This is a genomic window from Qipengyuania sp. JB2-7 (assembly GCF_055693485.1).
This window is the reverse complement of sequence record NZ_CM146335.1, coordinates 2,723,734-2,739,986: the sequence shown is the minus strand read 5'-3', so window position 1 is coordinate 2,739,986 and position 16,253 is coordinate 2,723,734. Positions and strand designations below refer to the sequence as shown.

The 16,253-nt window shown below is 56.5% G+C and carries 16 protein-coding genes, 1 tRNA gene and 3 pseudogenes; 6 read left to right on the top strand and 14 right to left on the bottom strand.

What is annotated here, in order from left to right; translation table 11 throughout:
• Positions 1-6: 6 nt before the first annotated feature.
• A complete protein-coding gene (locus ACZ1GM_RS13785; protein ID WP_472676954.1) occupies positions 7-747 on the bottom strand; it encodes a murein L,D-transpeptidase catalytic domain-containing protein in 741 nt (246 codons plus the stop codon).
• Between the two features lie 36 nt (positions 748-783).
• Here ACZ1GM_RS13785 and ACZ1GM_RS13780 point away from each other — a divergent pair, with 36 nt between their 5' ends.
• Positions 784-1,335 carry a hypothetical protein gene (locus ACZ1GM_RS13780; protein ID WP_472676953.1) on the top strand — a complete coding sequence of 184 codons (552 nt, stop codon included), beginning with the start codon at positions 784-786 and terminating at the stop codon, positions 1,333-1,335.
• A gap of 3 nt (positions 1,336-1,338) precedes the next feature.
• On the opposite strand, the pseudogene ACZ1GM_RS13775 reads toward ACZ1GM_RS13780, so the two are convergent.
• The 9 genes and pseudogenes from ACZ1GM_RS13775 to ACZ1GM_RS13735 form a co-directional block, all read right to left on the bottom strand.
• Positions 1,339-2,230, bottom strand: a pseudogene (locus ACZ1GM_RS13775) (histone deacetylase family protein).
• A gap of 32 nt (positions 2,231-2,262) precedes the next feature.
• Positions 2,263-2,853: a thioredoxin family protein gene (locus ACZ1GM_RS13770; RefSeq protein WP_472676952.1), complete on the bottom strand. Its 591-nt coding sequence runs from the start codon at positions 2,851-2,853 to the stop codon at positions 2,263-2,265.
• A complete protein-coding gene (locus ACZ1GM_RS13765) occupies positions 2,843-3,964 on the bottom strand; it encodes an NAD(P)-binding protein (RefSeq protein WP_472676951.1) in 1,122 nt (373 codons plus the stop codon). The genes ACZ1GM_RS13770 and ACZ1GM_RS13765 overlap by 11 nt, the downstream gene beginning before the upstream one ends.
• The gene (locus tag ACZ1GM_RS13760) at positions 3,888-4,292 is read right to left on the bottom strand and encodes an NAD(P)-binding protein (RefSeq protein WP_472676950.1); all 405 of its coding nucleotides are present in this window, start codon (positions 4,290-4,292) and stop codon (positions 3,888-3,890) included. The genes ACZ1GM_RS13765 and ACZ1GM_RS13760 overlap by 77 nt, the downstream gene beginning before the upstream one ends.
• Positions 4,293-4,307: 15 nt before the next feature.
• The gene (gene ispG, locus ACZ1GM_RS13755) at positions 4,308-5,450 is read right to left on the bottom strand and encodes a flavodoxin-dependent (E)-4-hydroxy-3-methylbut-2-enyl-diphosphate synthase (protein WP_472676949.1); all 1,143 of its coding nucleotides are present in this window, start codon (positions 5,448-5,450) and stop codon (positions 4,308-4,310) included.
• Positions 5,451-5,586: 136 nt separating this feature from the next.
• A complete protein-coding gene (locus tag ACZ1GM_RS13750) occupies positions 5,587-6,228 on the bottom strand; it encodes a DUF1109 domain-containing protein (protein WP_472676948.1) in 642 nt (213 codons plus the stop codon).
• Between the two features lies 1 nt (position 6,229).
• On the bottom strand, positions 6,230-6,760 hold the full coding sequence (locus tag ACZ1GM_RS13745; RefSeq protein ID WP_472676947.1) for a sigma-70 family RNA polymerase sigma factor: 531 nt from the start codon (positions 6,758-6,760) through the stop codon (positions 6,230-6,232).
• Positions 6,761-6,790: 30 nt separating this feature from the next.
• Complete coding sequence (locus ACZ1GM_RS13740; RefSeq protein ID WP_472676946.1) at positions 6,791-7,255, bottom strand: DoxX family protein; 465 nt, start codon at positions 7,253-7,255, stop codon at positions 6,791-6,793.
• 33 nt (positions 7,256-7,288) lie between these two features.
• Positions 7,289-7,573 (bottom strand): BufA1 family periplasmic bufferin-type metallophore, encoded by a 285-nt coding sequence (locus ACZ1GM_RS13735; protein WP_472676945.1) that lies wholly within the window; start codon positions 7,571-7,573, stop codon positions 7,289-7,291.
• A gap of 274 nt (positions 7,574-7,847) precedes the next feature.
• Between ACZ1GM_RS13735 and bufB the strand changes: the two genes are divergently transcribed.
• Positions 7,848-8,684: an MNIO family bufferin maturase gene (gene bufB / locus ACZ1GM_RS13730; protein WP_472676944.1), complete on the top strand. Its 837-nt coding sequence runs from the start codon at positions 7,848-7,850 to the stop codon at positions 8,682-8,684.
• Positions 8,681-9,463 (top strand): HvfC/BufC family peptide modification chaperone, encoded by a 783-nt coding sequence (locus ACZ1GM_RS13725; RefSeq protein ID WP_472676943.1) that lies wholly within the window; start codon positions 8,681-8,683, stop codon positions 9,461-9,463. Before bufB ends, ACZ1GM_RS13725 begins: the two co-directional genes overlap by 4 nt.
• A 541-nt stretch (positions 9,464-10,004) precedes the next feature.
• Here ACZ1GM_RS13725 and ACZ1GM_RS13720 read toward each other — a convergent pair.
• Positions 10,005-11,162 (bottom strand): mechanosensitive ion channel, encoded by a 1,158-nt coding sequence (locus ACZ1GM_RS13720; RefSeq protein WP_472676942.1) that lies wholly within the window; start codon positions 11,160-11,162, stop codon positions 10,005-10,007.
• 77 nt (positions 11,163-11,239) lie between these two features.
• Here ACZ1GM_RS13720 and ACZ1GM_RS13715 point away from each other — a divergent pair, with 77 nt between their 5' ends.
• Complete coding sequence (locus ACZ1GM_RS13715; RefSeq protein WP_472676941.1) at positions 11,240-12,322, top strand: isoaspartyl peptidase/L-asparaginase family protein; 1,083 nt, start codon at positions 11,240-11,242, stop codon at positions 12,320-12,322.
• Positions 12,323-12,334: 12 nt separating this feature from the next.
• Here ACZ1GM_RS13715 and ACZ1GM_RS13710 read toward each other — a convergent pair.
• A pseudogene (locus ACZ1GM_RS13710) lies at positions 12,335-13,226 on the bottom strand (prephenate dehydratase).
• 153 nt (positions 13,227-13,379) lie between these two features.
• On the opposite strand from ACZ1GM_RS13710, the gene ACZ1GM_RS13705 reads away from it, so the two are divergent.
• The gene (locus ACZ1GM_RS13705; protein WP_472676940.1) at positions 13,380-14,039 is read left to right on the top strand and encodes a c-type cytochrome; all 660 of its coding nucleotides are present in this window, start codon (positions 13,380-13,382) and stop codon (positions 14,037-14,039) included.
• A 24-nt stretch (positions 14,040-14,063) separates the two neighbouring features.
• Here ACZ1GM_RS13705 and ACZ1GM_RS13700 read toward each other — a convergent pair whose 3' ends face one another.
• Together ACZ1GM_RS13700 and ACZ1GM_RS13695 are read right to left on the bottom strand one after the other, a co-directional pair.
• Positions 14,064-14,744, bottom strand: a complete 681-nt coding sequence (locus ACZ1GM_RS13700; RefSeq protein WP_472676939.1) for an RlmE family RNA methyltransferase — start codon at positions 14,742-14,744, stop codon at positions 14,064-14,066.
• Positions 14,741-15,945: pseudogene (locus ACZ1GM_RS13695) on the bottom strand (Ppx/GppA phosphatase family protein). Before ACZ1GM_RS13695 ends, ACZ1GM_RS13700 begins: the two are co-directional and overlap by 4 nt.
• A gap of 186 nt (positions 15,946-16,131) precedes the next feature.
• On the opposite strand from ACZ1GM_RS13695, the gene ACZ1GM_RS13690 reads away from it, so the two are divergent.
• Positions 16,132-16,205 (top strand) — tRNA-Gln (locus tag ACZ1GM_RS13690).
• Positions 16,206-16,253: the final 48 nt, after the last annotated feature.

The following is a 16,253-nucleotide window of genomic DNA, read 5'->3' as shown; positions in this document are numbered from 1 at the left end:
AAAAACTTAGAATGCGCCTGGATTTGTCCGCTGGAAGGTATTCTCGCGCTCAGGACGCAGCAGTTGCAGGCCGCTAACGCGTGGGCCGTCATCCCATTGCGCGACTGGCGGTGTGACAACGGTTCCGTCGGTAGCAAAGCCTAGGCTATCGGCAAACAGTAAGCGCCCACCACCGAGTTCTAGCAGAGCAGTGTCAAACTGATCAGGGCCCATGGCAAAGCAACCGTTTGAACGGCCCAGCCGACCCCAACGCGACACATGTTCGGGCCGCGCATATTCGGCCTGATGCATTACGATTGCGCGCGGAAGCGCAAGCGAGTTGGTTGGGTCAAGCCCGTCCAGTCGAATAGACGTACCATAACGCCCGACATACCAGCTGCGCGTCATATAGGCGCCGCGACTGGTGCAGTGGCTACCCTCAACATTGGAATATCGGTTTAGCCAGCCGTCATGTGCGGGGTCAGAGCCATCACCATGGCTGACATGAAAACTCTTCACGCGTTCCTGCGCGAGATCGACAAAATGAAAGCGCTGCTCAGACGAATGAATTCCAAAATCGGCGATGCCGACAATATCCTTGCGCCATATCTGATCGCCTACGCGGGCGAGTTGTTCGCGGGCTGTGGCGATTAGTCGAGCATCGCGAGCGGCGGTTGGATTGACTTGTGCAGCTACTCTTACCGGAGTGGCCACGCTTGCCATGGCGGCGGAGGCGAGAGCGCCCTTCAGGATTTCGCGACGTTTCATTGCATAGCTCAATAGCACAGCGTAATTGTGCAAGTCATGAATAAAGCTATTCGAATTGGTGCATTATCCTGTCTGGGCGCGACTTTTGCGATCGCCAGTGGGTGTGCGAGCCCCAATGCGACGTCGCCCGAGCCCGTTGAAACGACAGGAAATACCAGCGCAAGTGCCACCGGGACATTCGTTGTCGCTGAACCACTCATGCAGCCGATGCGGCCAACCCGCATTCTCGACGAAGAAGCGGCCCAGCGCCTGTTAAACGCCAAAGGGGCTACGCTGCAATGGATCACCTGGGACCGGCGCGGATCGGTCAATGCCCGGCTGGATGATGGTGTCATTCGTCTCACTGCTGTGCAGAGCGCGTCTAATGGCCCGGGCAAGATGCTCGTCGATGGCTATGTCAGTGAGATTAGCAGTGACTATTTCACGTTTGAGGGCAAGATCGCCATTACCGACACCCCGGATATCGGGCGCAGTTGTGAAGCGGATAAGACATGGCATTTCGCTGTGACTCAGAGCCGCCCCTATTGGCGACTGCGCGAATTTGAATGGTGCGATTATCTGACCGACTATGTCGATATCTATTGGTGACGCCTAAGCGTTTTTCGGCGGTAAGAAGCGGGTGTTTGTGTCGGCCATAGTGATCATTGAGCGGGCGTGTCTTTCTGCCACTGCTCGCTGATCGTCGCCATAACCTCCGCCCAGCGCGCTCGCGATGGGGATGGAGCGTTCACGCGCTTGCTCGACCACGAAACGGTCTCTCGCAGCAAGGCCGTCATCAGTCAGTGCAAGCCTTCCAAGCTTATCTTGTCTGTGCGGGTCAACACCGGCCTGATACAGGATTAAGTCCGGGGCAAAGCCATCAATCGTCTTGGGTATGTGGCTTTGCAGCACAGCCATATACCCATCATCAGTGGTGCCATCCGGCAGGCCCAAATCTATGTTGGAGCGTGCCTTGCGCACCGGAAAATTCTTCTCCGCATGCACAGAGAGGGTTGCGATATCATCGCGCAGTGCAGTCAGGCTGGCGGTCCCGTCGCCTTGGTGGACATCAAGATCGATGATGAGGATGCGTCTTGCATCACCCTCTGCAATCAGGCGGTTTGACGCAACCGCCAGATCGTTGAAAACGCAATAGCCCGCGCCGGTATCATGGAGCGCGTGGTGGCTTCCGAGCCGCGCTATTGGCCGCATAGCCGTGTTCCATCGCCAGCCTCGCGGCGAGCCATGTGCCGCCATTGGTATGGCGTACGCGGCTGGCGATCTGCGGCGTCACCGGAAAGCCGATGCGGCGTTCCTTCTCACGTGAGACATCCCCACGGAAAACTGCATCGACATAGTCGGGGTCATGTATTGCCTCCAGCCATTCGCGCGGCATGGGATCTGGGGCATGCTCTGTGACGGGCACGCCGCTTTCGCGCAGGGCCTCCATCACGAGGTAGTATTTGTCGAACTTGAACGTCCCACGCTCGGGGCGCGGCGCCATATAATCGGCGTGATGCACAACGTGAAGCAAGGTTAGATCGCTTGCGTTTCGCTTAGTTCAACCAGCTCATTATAAATGGCGTCCTCTTCGCGGCTAGCGGTGTTGCGCCATGTCTTGGCGGTGTCCGCATTGAGCACCGTCTCATCCGGCGCAATGACTAGAACCGTTGGCGTGCCTTCAAGGCTTTCAAAACCGAACCGCTTGGCGATGTCGAGGTTATGCCCATCATCGCTTTGCGGCATGCCGACATTGACGTAAACGACCTCGAACCGCTTCTCGAGCATTTCGGCAAAGCGCTCAGTTTCCATCCATCCAGCGAATGCGCGGCTATCGTGACACCAGTTTGCTCCCAATACGAGCATGACATTGACGTCGCGTTCGCTGGCGCGGGCCAGTGCGGCGTCAACCTCGGCAGTCGCATCGATAGAAGCATCGTAGAGCTCAGCCTCAGGGTAATTATGTCCGCCAGCGAAGGACGTAAGCACCCCAGTTTTGTACGCCATAATACCAAGCGCACTCAGGCTCGCGATCAGCAGCCCGACGCAGACTGCCAGGCCAAGGACCAGCCGCTTATTCACCTGCTCAGTTTCGGCGGTCTTTGTTTCCGCCGACTCAGCCGCCATTATGTTCAGCGTATGCTTTCATGCCCAATTCCGTGATGCCAGGCAGACACTCCTGAATTGTTGCCATCATCGGTCCCATCGCGGCGAGTTTTGGGCTGCCCTCGGCGGCGAGCCGCGCCATTGCTGGCCCGGTTGGATGCAGGCGGCTCTTGGCGTGCCAAGCACCCACTTCGGGCACCTTTGATAAGATGCCCGTGCTGCGTAGATTGGCGAGAAATGCGGCGGGATAAGTGCTGGTTGTGTCCGTCAGCGGTGCCGGTGGGACCATCGCGTTCCGTTCTTCGTCGGTCTCGAAATTCACCTCAAGAAACGCCGCGAGCGCCGCGCTGTAGGGCACGAATGGCGACTGGGCGAGCTGGAGTGTAATCACGTCGCCGTCAAAAAACGGGCGCTCCTTGTGACGCGCTTCGAAAGGCACCGCGCTGGCGGTGCAATCAATAAACAGTGTGCCTGCTGCCACGTCCACTTTCTCATCTGCAAAGTGCATTGCGCCCGGCTCAATGTGCGTCACGCGGCCTTGCCGATAGACCTGCCTGATTGCGCCGAGCATCTCAATCTCCGCCTCTGAGATGACAGCAAAGTGAAACATGCTGGGCGTCGTGTCTGGATCGATCCGCAGCATATATCCGCCTTCGCCCAGCTTCGCGAACATCTCGTCACCAGTTTGCGACGTCGCTGCGGCGCGCATTTGCGCCATCTGGAACTGCAGCAGCTCTTCCAGATGGCTGTAGGCGGGCTGAAGGTATTTGCGGTTGAACATCCAGCTGTCACGCGGGCGCACCCAGCCGATCCGATCTGGCGCTATACCCGCCTCTAGCAGCCAGACACCGGTATCCATTGCTGTCTTACCGCCGCCAAGAATGACGAAATTCTGTGGGATGTTTGCGGCGTCTTTCCAGAGCTTTGGCAGGTCGCCGGGGATTGTAAACGGCGTACCGTCAGCAATTTCAAATCCGGGCTTGTGCGTTGAGGGAACTGAGGTCTGGAAATAGGTTCCGTCAACCAGCTTGCGGCGTACGGTAACCGCGGTTTCTTCACTGGTCATGATCGCGCGGGCCGTGTGCGATCCATTCTCGCCAGAAACATATTCGGTCAGCGGTCGATACGTCACCCGGCTCGCTATGCAGAAAATGCTCATTCATCAGCCGCTCGTAATACGCGAGTATCTCGGCATGCTTGGCGAGCGGATACATGCCCTTGTTGTGCCCATGCGTGTCGACCCGATCAGAACACAGTTCCATTGAGTTCACACCGTAAGTGGCGCTTGGCTGATGCAGAGTGACAAACGAATAAGCATCGTTCCAGTGCCCGCCGGGTTTTGCATGTTTGTCGACGATGGTGACATGGCAATTGGGGTCTTCATCCAGCAACGTATCGACAAAGGCCATCCCCACGGCACCTGCCCCCACGACCAGATAATCGGTTTCCAATTCAGTCATGCATCGCCCTCTGCTTTATTCCGCAGCCTCCGCCGCATGCGGATCAAATGCGACTGCATCGCCTGCTTCAATCGCGGCGGCCTTTTCTTCGACCAATTTCACGATGTGATCGAGCATGTCGTCGCTCTCAATGTGGTGATCCTTCACACCTGAAAGGTAGACCATGTGCTTGCCGCTGCCGCCACCAGTCAGGCCGATATCGGTTTCGCGCGCTTCACCGGGGCCATTGACGACGCAGCCCAGCACAGAAAGGCTCATCGGCGTTTTGATATGCTCAAGCCGCTTTTCGAGGGTTTCGACCGTGCGGATCACATCGAACCCCTGCCGCGAACAGCTGGGGCAAGAAACCACGCGTACACCGCGCGTCCGTAGGCCAAGGGCTTTCAGCATTTCATAGCCGACTTTGACCTCTTCCTCCGGCTCAGCCGACAGGGACACGCGAATTGTATCGCCGATCCCGGCCCAAAGCAGGCTACCCATACCGATGGACGATTTGACAGTGCCGCCGATTAATCCGCCTGCTTCGGTGATGCCAAGATGCAGGGGACAATCCACGGTTTCGGCCAGCCCATGATAGGCCGCAACCGCGAGAAATACGTCAGACGCCTTAACCGCCACCTTGAATTCGTGAAAGTCGTGGTCCTGCAACAGCTTGATATGATCGAGCGCGCTTTCGATCAGCGCCTCCGGGCAGGGCTCACCGTATTTCTCAAGCAGGTCTTTTTCCAGACTGCCAGCGTTCACCCCGATGCGGATTGCGCAGCCATTGGCCTTTGCAGCGCGGACCACCTCTGCCACGCGGTCGCCTGAGCCGATATTGCCGGGGTTGATCCGCAAGCATGCGGCGCCCTTGTCGGCTGCCTCAAGTGCGCGTTTGTAATGGAAATGAATGTCCGCAACGATGGGGATGTTGGCAGCGCGGGTGATTTGATCGAAATTTTCGGTAGCTTCTTCAGTTGGGCAGCTCACCCGGATGATGTCGCAGCCAACATCTTCGCAACGGCGGATTTGATCGATGGTTGCGCCGACATCTTCGGTGGGGGTGTTGGTCATGGTTTGCACCGTAATCGGAGCATCGCCACCAACGGGCACATCGCCGACCATGATTTGGCGGCATTCGCGGCGTTCTATATCGCGCCAGGGTCTGACTGAAGACATGGAGCGCATATAAGCGCGCACGCATGAAGGGGCAATGACAATGGCCAACCCGTATAAAAGAGGGGGCAAAACGAGGAGGGCGCGACCTGCATTGCAAGCCGCGCCCTAATACAAGGTCAAAATTTGGATCGTTAGCTTACCAGCGCACCAGCGTTGGGACGACTAGCCGACCCAGCACCGCGCTCACCGCAACTGGTGCAATGTGCCAGATGCCAAGGTGACCAACGGTATCAATCGGGCAGGCAAGACCAAAAGCGAAGCTGCCAATCGCACCGGCTGCAATACCGGTATACCAACCTGCGGAATTGATCGACACCGGAGCACCTCGGCGCAGCCACATGGTCAAAACACCGGCGGTAATCAGACCAAAGGCAGTGCCGGATGCAAAACACTCAATGCCAAACCGATCATGCAAGATCTCTGCAAAGGAACCCTGCAGCGCCAGCACCATGATTGCAGTTACGGGCAGAAGACCCAGCATGGCGAATGACCAGCGGGCGCCATCATGTGTGTTGCCGACATGCGGGGAAGCCATACGCACCACCGCCAGAGCGGCAGCAGCACCAAGCAGAGCCAGCATACCATTGGTCAAAAAATAGAATGGTGTTGCGCGCCCTTCCAGCATGCCGCGCCACAAGCCGTCGACCAGTTCGACCGCTGTGATCGTCACAAGCGCAGCAACGGCTACAAAGATAATGCCGTGTATCATCCGCAATGGACGGACCGGCTGTAGGTCTTCTGTAAGCTCTGCGATGAGCGGGTTAGGGACCCTGTTCATTTTATTCAGCCTTCTCAACAATCGCGGATAGCTTCTTAAGTCCACGATGAATATTCACTTTGACCAGGCTTTCGCTCTGGCCGGTTTTTTCGGCGGCCTCTTTGATAGAGAGGCCTTCGATTTTTACGAGCTCAATGGCTTCGCTCTGTTTGTCGGGCAGATGGACGAACAAACGCTCGAGGCTCATTCGGGCCATTACTGCTTCTTCTTCGCTGTCTTCTGCTGCGTCGTAATCGCCCAATTCATCTTCAGCATTGCGATAGACTTTGCGTAGATGGTCGATCCAGCGATAGCGAGCGATGGCTGCAAGCCAGGGCAGAAAAGCTCTGTTTGGATCCCAGGTTGCGCGCTTATTGTGCACCGCCATCATTACTTCCTGAACCAGATCATCCAACTGAGCGGGTGACACACGTCGACGGAAATAGCGTTCGAGCCATAGCTGCACTTCAGACAACAGGACGGTGTAAGCTTGCTTGTCACCTTCCTGTCCACGCGCCATCAATTGCGCCAGGGTTGTTTCATCAGCAATCATGGCACCATCCTCCCGGTCGCACTCACACTATCACTTTGTGCGGCGTGATGCGATAAGGGCGTCGAGTGAGAACACTCCAGCGCCTCTAACGATGAGGATGAGCGCCAGCGCAATCGGAGTGATTGCCCAGCCCCAGAAGTGATCCCCGGTCGGGAACACGAAGAGCTGAATGACGAGGGTCATGATCATCAATGCGACTGCACCGAACCGTGTCGCTAAACCGAAAGCCACCAAAATGGGGAAGAAAAACTCCGCATATGTGGCCAATGGAACAGCCAAGTCTGGCGAGAGCGGCAGCCCTGCAAACTCATTTTCGAAGATAAAGTACTGGATCTCATCGATTTCCAGCCAAGTACCTTCGACAACTTTCGTTTTATATGCGCGCCAGAATATTCCAGCCAGCGCCAGGCGGGTGACCAGCAAAGCCAGCCCTTCCACGATGCGTGATGATGCGAGTGCGATCAGTCGATCATACAAGGATACTAAACTTTGCATGGTTCACCTCATTTCCTGCCAGTTAGAGGTCGCTTAGCGCCGTACGGGCTTGAGCGAGCCGTTGCCTTTTGGCGTTTTAATGTTCTCGCAAGTGCCTTTCTTGACGTATGTCCAGGCATTGCCCTGATAGTCGCGGGTTGACGTGCCGGCACAGCTTGTACCTGGGCCTGCGGCGCAATCATTTTTGCCAGCCTTTGAAACGCCATAGCATTTTTCAACCGGAGCCTTTTGCGCGGCTACAGGTGTCGCGGCGAGGCCAGTTGCGATGCCTGCTGCTAGTGCGAGGCCAGCGATGTTAGCTACTGAATTGTTTTTCATTGTTCATCTCCATCAATATGCGCTCGGTCATAGTTAGGGGCCGAACCGTAATCTCATGGAACCAGCATTGCGCCGGAACACTCTGCAGTTCGCAGGGCATACGGAAAGGGTTACATTGATGGAAATTTTTTCGAAAAAATTGTTCGGGTGTAACCATCTTATAATAAGTCGCGAATTGCCCAGTGATCCGGTGCGGCTGACCCCATCCTCCCCCTCGATACCGCACCGGATCTTCCCCCTTCTCAATTTCACTGATCCGTGCGAGGTTTTACCAATGACATCGATCGCCCCTTTTGCCGGTTTTGGCCTAGGCCTGCGCAAGACGCACTACGCAGAGTTTCTCGAAACAGAGGTGCCGGTCGATTTCGTTGAGGTCATCAGCGAAAACTACATGATGGAAGGGGGTAAGCATCTGCGTATTCTTGAAGAAGTGCGCAGCAGGCACCCTGTCATCCTGCATGGAGTATCCATGTCGATTGGCTCTGCAGAAGGGCTCGATAAAAACTATTTGGCGAAACTTGCGAAGCTGGCCGAACGAATGGAACCGCTTTGGGTATCCGACCATTTGTGCTGGACCCGCACCAGCGCTCACAACAGTTATGACCTATTGCCACTGCCGCTTACACAAGAGGCGCTCAATGTGGTGTGTGACAATATCGACCATGCACAGGAAGCGCTGGGCCGCCCTATGCTGTTTGAAAATCCGTCGAGCTATGTGACGTTTCCCGATGATGAAATGGCGGAGTGGGAGTTTCTGTCCGCGATGGCGACGCGAACGGGGTGCGGTCTCCTGCTTGATGTAAACAACATCTATGTCAGCGCGCAAAACCACGGTTGGTCGGCGCAGGATTATCTTGCCGGGATCCCTAAGGACAGCGTCCGGCAAATGCATCTGGCCGGGCACACGCCGGGTGAGATTATCATCGACACGCATGATCGCCCTGTTTGCGACGATGTATGGGACTTGTTTGCCCAGGCGTATCGCGAATTGGGCGATGTCGCGGTGATGATTGAGCGAGACGATTCCATTCCCCCGTTGCCTGAATTACTCGAAGAGCTTGGCAAAGCGCGCACATTGGGTGCCAAAGCGCGTGAAACGGTGATGCATTGAGTGATTCCAGTTCAAATCTGGGCGCGATGCAGCGCGAGTTCATGGCGCACGTTCTTGAGGAAGAGCGTGATTTCCCCAACGGCTGGAACGCTCGGCATCAGGCCGGTATGGCAATTTATCGTCGCGGTTACCGCGCCCGAATGGTCGATACGATTGTCGAAAGCTACGAGCGGACATGGTCTCTCGCCGGAGAGCAAGCATTTCGGCAGGCGGCGATCAATCATGTGATCGCAAAGCCTTCCTCAAGCTGGTCGATTGACAATGTTGGTGCAGACTTTTCGGACAGCTTGCGTGCGCTCTATCCAGATCGACCAGAACTGGCAGAGCTGGCGGCGATTGAAGAGACGATGCAGTTTGCGTCGCGCGCAGCCGATATGGATTCGCTTACCGTAGAAGGCTTTTCCAACAAAACATCCGAATTTGGGGACCAGGACTGGGCTGACCTTCGCTTAACTTTCCTGCCCGGCCTTGCGGTCCTGTCTGTAGCTCACGATTGGGTCCCGGTTTGGCAGGCACTTTCTCGCGAAAGTGGTGAAGCACGACCCGATCCGATAGCCGAGCCTGTAAGTCTTGTAATCTGGCGTGAGGATGAGCAGCCTGTGTTTGTCGCTGTTTCTCAGGAGGAAGGTCGCGCGTTGATTTCGATGATGGAAGGGCAGAGCTTTGCAGAGCTTTGCGCGGCGCTGATACCCGTTCATGGTGAAGAGAGCGCCGCTGCTGTTGCTGGCGGCATGTTGGGGCAGTGGCTGCAAAATGGCTTTATCGGCGGTTTGCGCTAACCTGACTCGGTCGAGATTTGCGGTCCCATAAAAAGGGGAGCGCGACCGGTTAAAGCCGCGCTCCCAGGGATTGACCCGAAGGACACCAATTCTTTCGATTGGCTACCCTTATTAGGACAAGCCGAATCATGCGTCGGTGCTTCTTCGTTGTGTTCAGTCGACGCCCTGGAAAGCCACCCAAGGGCGCGCCTGAACGCCAGCGTAATCGCATCGGCAATGCCAATGGCGCTTACGCTGAAACTCGTAAGTGTCAGTCCTCTCTGACTATGTATGCGTTTTATTTGGCAGCGCGGTTCTTACCATTTCTGCCTGTGGGCTATCCGGTCGTTTGCGATCTCAGATGCCCTGTGTTGCAGTGCAGCATTTAGCCGACTTGCCGAGATTTGCAATGCTCGGATTTTACATTTTACAACTGTTATCAAGTTACAAATGTAATCAGTTGCGCAAGTGCGCGCGACTTGGGATTAACAAAAAAGGGCGCGAAGGTTGTTCCCTCGCGCCCTAAATCTTGGCTAACCTTTTGTGTGGTCAGCGCATTCGCTTACTTCTTGTCCCACTCGTCGAGTTTACGTGCGGCCCACTCGCGGCCACCAAGGCCGAACGCCAGAGCAGCAGCAACCGAAGCGCCGACAATCATGACCAGCAATGCATTGCCGGGCAGCATGCCGCCAATGTCGGTTTTCTGCAGGCCCATGACGGTGAACAGGATGATCGTTACCCAGCGTACGATGGTGGCTGCTGACGAGCCTTCGCTTGCCCCGCCAACCAGCTTTGCCAGAACATTCGCGATCAGGAAGCCTGCCCCGATGATCACTGCACCGAACACGACGCTGCCGCCCTGTTGCAGTATTTCGTTGAGGATATCGGTCAGCTGCGCGAAGCCCAGCTGATTTGTCGCGGCAATGGCAAAGAACAGGATGATCGCCACCTGCACAATGCGTGCAATGATCGAGCTGGCTGTGGTTCCCTCTGGCAGCAGACCCGTCGCCTCTAGCGAGCGGTCAACACCAAGGCCGCTCAGCAATTCCTGCAGCACGCCCACAACGAACTTGCTGATGAAATAGCCGATGCCGAGCAGCAGCGCCGCAACGATGATCTTTGGAATAGAGGTTAGGATCATGCTGAGCATTTCAGATGCTGGCGCTGAAATGGCCGTCACGTCCAATGCGCCCAAGGCCGCAATGCCGACCGGGATCGCGATAAGCACGTATATGATCAGACCAATCGTCTTGCTGATCGCGGTGTTGCCGGTGACGTTATCAACGCCGCCCTTATTGGCCCACTTGTCGAGATCGATGGTTTGCATCGCAGTGGTCGCGATGTCACGTACGATGCCAGCAATCATCAGGCCAATGAACAAAATCAGGCCTGCGCCGACCAAATTAGGAATGAACCCTACGACATTTTCAAGCAGTGAGTTGATCGGGCTTGCGACCGCATCCAGTTCCAGCACGCTCAAAATCCCCATCAGGCCGAATAGCCAGATGAACAGCGACACAATTTTACCCAGGGATTCGCCTATCGATGATCCACTGCTGGTGCCGCGTTGAAGCAATTCGACTCGATCAACCAATTTTGCGAAGGCCCACTTGGCCGCCTTGGCCAGAACCCATGTGACGACTAGAAAACCGACGACCTGAGCGGCTTTTGTAGCCAGCTCCATCGCCAGCGCTTGGTCAAATTCATATTGCGAAAGCATAGTTTCCCCCACCATTTGCGTGAAATACACCGAGAGGTTAGCACGGACGCACAGATAACCGAAGGAACAAACCGTAAATGACGGCCAATGTAACAAGATTTACGATTCTGAAGGCGCTGTTGGCGGTTCTTTTTGTCTGCGGACTGACGTTGTCGTCACAGGTTCGCGCTGAGGACGCGTCTGACCCGAAATGGTCTATCGCGATCCATGGGGGTGCAGGCACGATCACGCGTGAGCGGATGACGCCGGAGCTTGAGGCGGAATATGAAGCGGCGTTGCAAAAAGCCCTGAATGCAGGATCCGCAATCCTGGCAGACGGCGGCAGCGCGATGGATGCGATCAAGGCGACCATTGTGCTGTTGGAAGATGACCCGAAATTCAATGCCGGGCGTGGCGCGGTATATACCTGGGAGGGCGCGAATGAACTCGACGCCTCTATCATGGATGGCCGCGATCGGAGCGCTGGTGCCGTTACCGGGGTCACATCAATCAAGAACCCGATCCTGCTCGCCGACAAAGTGCGAACGGAAAGCGTGCATGTGTTTTTAAGCGGGGATGGGGCAGAAGAGTTTGCTGCGACACAGGATATTGAGACGGTTGGTAAAGACTGGTTCGAAACCGAAAGCCGCAAACGCGCTCTCGAAAGACTGAAGGCAGATCGGCTCTCCGCGCTGGATGTAGATCACAAGTTTGGCACGGTCGGCGCGGTGGCGCTCGATCAGGACGGTAACCTTGCCGCAGGCACTTCCACCGGAGGCATGACGGGCAAACGCTGGGGCCGGATCGGTGATGCCCCGGTTATCGGCGCGGGCACTTACGCCGACAATCGTTCATGCGCAGTTTCGGCGACCGGATGGGGAGAGTACTTTATTCGTGTCGGCGTAGCGCATGAAATCTGCACGCTGTTGCGCTTTGTACGTGGTACGGACTTTTCCGCGATGCAGGCCGGACCCATTGATGGCGAGCCCGAGCAACAAGTAGCGCAGCTGATGGCAGATACCGTCATGGCCGAAGTCAAACAGCTTGGCGGTGACGGTGGCATCATTCTCGTCACGCCGGATGGCCATGCACTCTACAGCTTCAATACCGCCGGAATGTATCGCGGCAGGGCCAATAGCGATGGCTTGAGTGAAGTCGCGATCTTTGGTGGCGACGAGTAACGCAACCTTATATCAGCCGCGCTCGCGCACCTGCGCGTACGAACCCAGCATCCGCACGGTGTTGCATTGGAATGCGAGCTCGTCGAGCGCGCGATCCACATGCTCGTCACCCGGCGCGCCGACAATATCCGCGTAAAACATCGTCGCGGCGAAACTCGCACCTTTCTGGTAGCTCTCCAGCTTGGTCATGTTGACGCCGTTGGTCGCGAAACAGCCAAGCGCCTTGTAAAGTGCGTGCCGGGATGTTCTTCACCTCAAAGATGAAAGTCGTCATCGCGGTCCCTTCGATAGTCGCGGGATCCCGTTCCTCCTTAGCCAGCACAACAAAGCGGGTGGTGTTGTCCTGTGCGTCTTCGACTTCTGACTGTGCGATATTCAGGCCATAGAGTTCAGCGGCCATGGGCGGAGCAATTGCCGCGATTTTGGGATCGCCTTTTTCCGCGACGAATGCAGCGGCACCTGCCGTGTCCGCGTGGCTGAGCCCAACCATGTTCTGTTGCTTGAGGAACATGCGAGATTGGCCGAGCGCCTGGGGGTGACTGTATGCGACATCATAGGGGCCAGTGCCGACCCCCATCAATGCGTGCGTGATCCGCATGAAGTGCTCTGCGACAATGCTAAGCCCGCTTTCCGGCAACAGGAAATGGATATCCGCGACCCGGCCATGCTGAGAATTTTCGATAGGGATCATCGCGCATCCTGCCTCGCCGGATTTCACAGCATCCAATGCGTCCTGAAAGCCATAGCAGGGCAGGGGGAGGGCATCAGGCGCAAATTGGAGCGCAGCCTGGTGTGAATTTGACCCAGGTGCACCGCCAATCGCGATGACACGTGCTGGATCGAGAGCGACCGCATCGCGCATTTTGGCGACAATGTCTTGAGCGGGTTTGGCAAAGTTACGCATAGGTGATCGGCGCTATCGGGGCTTCACGCTCCTCGCAAGCCTATTTGCGGACTGTGCAAGCAGCAATGTCGTGATCGCACTTGCGAAGATCGCTGCTCAATACTAATGCGGCGCGCTAGACAAACATTTCGATAGAACGTGGGTACAACACGCATGGACGACAAGTTCAACACAGCATCGGGTTGGGTGCTTTTTGCCGGAATTATTGCGCTGGGTAGCGCGATCGTATCAGGCATCTATTTTCAGGCTGACAAGCCGGTGAGCCCAGAGGAGCCGGGCTATTTCATCGATGCGCCTGAGGATGGCGGCGGCGCCGCGGCTGAGATGACCATCGCAGAAGCGATGACCATGGACGGCGTAGACGTGTCCAAGGGCGAAAGCGTGTTTGCGAAGTGCACCGCTTGCCACACTGTAAATCAGGGCGGGGCCAACGGCATCGGTCCGAACCTGTATGGCATTATGGGCAAGCCCGTTGGTGGTGGTGCGCCAGGGTATGCGTATTCAGACGTTCTCGCTAGCAAAGGCGGTGCTTGGGATTGGGACACAATGAGCGCATGGCTCAAGAGCCCGCGTGCATTTGCCAATGGCACCAAGATGAGCTTTGCTGGCCTGTCCAAGGTCGAGGATCGCGCAGCGGTCATGCTTTATATGAACGCCAATGGCTCTAACCTTGAGATCCCTGAATTCGTCGCTGCGACCGCAGATGGCGACGAGGAGATTGAAGCAGCGGAAACTGAGGCGGAAGAAGACGTCGCGGCTGAAGCAGAGGCCGAACAGGACGCTGCGGCGCAAATCAACGAAGGCGAAGCTTAAGGTAGCGTTTCGCAAAGGAGGGGGCTAGCCGCCTCCCTTAAATCCCGCTCCTTTATAACCTTGGGCAATCACATACCATTCTGACGACCCTTTTCGGCTCGCTGGCGGCTTGGCATGCTTGACGGTTTTGAAATGCGATTTCAGCATTTTGAGCAGTTCAGCGTCGGTCCCGCCAGCCAAGACCTTGGCCAGAAATGTGCCGCCATCCTCAAGATTTTCAATTGCGAACCATGCTGCGGCCTCAACGAGGCCCATCGTGCGCAAGTGATCCGTCTGCTTATGACCTACCGTATTCGCGGCCATATCTGACATAACCAAATCAGGTGGGCCGTCGAGCGCTGCCTTGAGCTTCGCCGGAGCATCATCGTCCATGAAATCCATTTCAAAGATGGTCACACCTTCGATGGGTTCTGTGTGAAGCAGATCGATCCCCACAATACCTGCCTTTGGTGCCTTCTTTCGAACCACCTGGCTCCAGCCCCCCGGGGTGATGCCTAGATCGACGACACGTTTCACGCCGTTCAAGAAACGAAATTTCTCATCCAGTTCGATCAGCTTATAAGCAGCGCGGCTGCGATACCCCTCTGCTTTTGCTTGCTTGACGTAGGGATCGTTGAGCTGGCGTTCCAGCCAGCGGGTCGAAGACGCTGTACGCTTTTTCGCTGTGCGAACCCGTCGGTCGGCATCTTTGCCAGATCGGCTCATCGCTTCGGCGTCGCGCTGCGCAAACGTTGCAAATCATACCGGTGCTGTTCACCCATGGCATCTGCGGCGATCAGACTTCGCAGGATGCCTTCGCGAATTCCGCGATCGGCGACGCCAAGTTTGCGGGCTGGCCAGATGTCCAGGATCGATTCAAGGATCGCGCATCCTGCCACCACCAGATCGGCACGATCATCGCCGATACAGGGCAGTGTCTTGCGGTCCATTCCGCTCATCGTGGAAAGTCGCTCGGAAATATCGCGCATCGCCTGAGAAGGGACGATCAAGCCGTCCACTGCCTTGCGGTCATATTGGGGAAGCTCAAGGTGCAGACTGGCCAGAGTGGTCACGGTGCCACTTGTGCCGAGCAAACGCATCGCTTTTGCGGTTTCGGCCATCGGTGCGATCCGTTCCGCGAATTGGTCGAAGCTTGAACGAACCAGATCACGCATTTCCGCATAACGCGCGGCGCGTCCGTCGCGCGTCCCGTCAGGGGAGCGGACGCTATCCGTCAACGAGACGACCCCCAGGGCACGCTGACCCAATCGAGAATACGCGGCACTGCAGCACCAGGTTCAATCAGCACAAGCTCAGTCGACCCGCCACCAATATCGAAAATGATTGCAGGGCCGGCACCATCGTCCAGCAGGATATGGCACCCCAAAACCGCAAGACGCGCCTCTTCCTCAGCAGAAATTATGTCGAGCGCAATCCCTGTTTCTTCACGGACGCGGGCGATAAAGTCTGCACCATTGGAGGCGCGTCTGCATGCCTCGGTCGCGACTGAGCGTGCCAGATGAACGCGGCGGCGGCGCAGTTTTTCTGCGCAGACCTTCAATGCGGAAAGCGTACGATCCATCGCCGCATCGGACAGTCGCCCATTTGCAGCGAGACCCTCACCAAGCTTCACAACTCGGCTGAACGCATCGATGACGGTGAAATGCTCGCCCGAAGGGCGCGCGATCAAGAGGCGACAGTTATTGGTGCCTAAATCCAACGCAGCATATGCTTGCCGGGAGCCATTCCATTCATGCGGACTGCCCCGGTCATTTGCCGCACCGATAGTCTCGGACGGCCTCGCCTGCACTTTCTTTTCGTCGGATCGCTGGGGTCTCTTGTAGCGAAAATCGGCTACTTTGCCGGACCTGGTGCCCCTTTTGTTGCGATCCTTCCTTTTCCTGCCCGGCGGAGCGTATCCCGCCATAGTTACTGATCTTTCCAAACTCACTTGCAAGGGTGTGCCCTGCAAGAACTTGGACTTAGAATAGCGCTGCACGGGGAAATGGGCAAGATGCAGGCATTCACGCCAGCCTTGACCTCGGATTGTCGCGTGCCTAGATGCCGCGCCTCACCGCAGCCGCCGAGTGCGACTCGCCTGCGATTTCAATGATGCCCCGTCGTCTAATGGTAAGACTACGGACTCTGACTCCGTCAATTGAGGTTCGAATCCTCACGGGGCATCCAGAAACAGACAATTGCATCGGGAAATGGTCAATCCTTGCCCCTGCTCAA

Coding starts and splice junctions, on each gene's coding strand:
- ACZ1GM_RS13785 (WP_472676954.1), bottom strand. CDS start 747: ATGAAACGTCGCGAAATCCTGAAGGGCGCTCTCGCCTCCGCCGCCATG.
- ACZ1GM_RS13780 (WP_472676953.1), top strand. CDS start 784: ATGAATAAAGCTATTCGAATTGGTGCATTATCCTGTCTGGGCGCGACT.
- ACZ1GM_RS13770 (WP_472676952.1), bottom strand. CDS start 2,853: ATGGCGGCTGAGTCGGCGGAAACAAAGACCGCCGAAACTGAGCAGGTG.
- ACZ1GM_RS13760 (WP_472676950.1), bottom strand. CDS start 4,292: ATGACTGAATTGGAAACCGATTATCTGGTCGTGGGGGCAGGTGCCGTG.
- ispG (WP_472676949.1), bottom strand. CDS start 5,450: ATGTCTTCAGTCAGACCCTGGCGCGATATAGAACGCCGCGAATGCCGC.
- ACZ1GM_RS13750 (WP_472676948.1), bottom strand. CDS start 6,228: ATGAACAGGGTCCCTAACCCGCTCATCGCAGAGCTTACAGAAGACCTA.
- ACZ1GM_RS13745 (WP_472676947.1), bottom strand. CDS start 6,760: ATGATTGCTGATGAAACAACCCTGGCGCAATTGATGGCGCGTGGACAG.
- ACZ1GM_RS13740 (WP_472676946.1), bottom strand. CDS start 7,255: ATGCAAAGTTTAGTATCCTTGTATGATCGACTGATCGCACTCGCATCA.
- ACZ1GM_RS13735 (WP_472676945.1), bottom strand. CDS start 7,573: ATGAAAAACAATTCAGTAGCTAACATCGCTGGCCTCGCACTAGCAGCA.
- bufB (WP_472676944.1), top strand. CDS start 7,848: ATGACATCGATCGCCCCTTTTGCCGGTTTTGGCCTAGGCCTGCGCAAG.
- ACZ1GM_RS13720 (WP_472676942.1), bottom strand. CDS start 11,162: ATGCTTTCGCAATATGAATTTGACCAAGCGCTGGCGATGGAGCTGGCT.
- ACZ1GM_RS13715 (WP_472676941.1), top strand. CDS start 11,240: ATGACGGCCAATGTAACAAGATTTACGATTCTGAAGGCGCTGTTGGCG.
- ACZ1GM_RS13705 (WP_472676940.1), top strand. CDS start 13,380: ATGGACGACAAGTTCAACACAGCATCGGGTTGGGTGCTTTTTGCCGGA.
- ACZ1GM_RS13700 (WP_472676939.1), bottom strand. CDS start 14,744: ATGAGCCGATCTGGCAAAGATGCCGACCGACGGGTTCGCACAGCGAAA.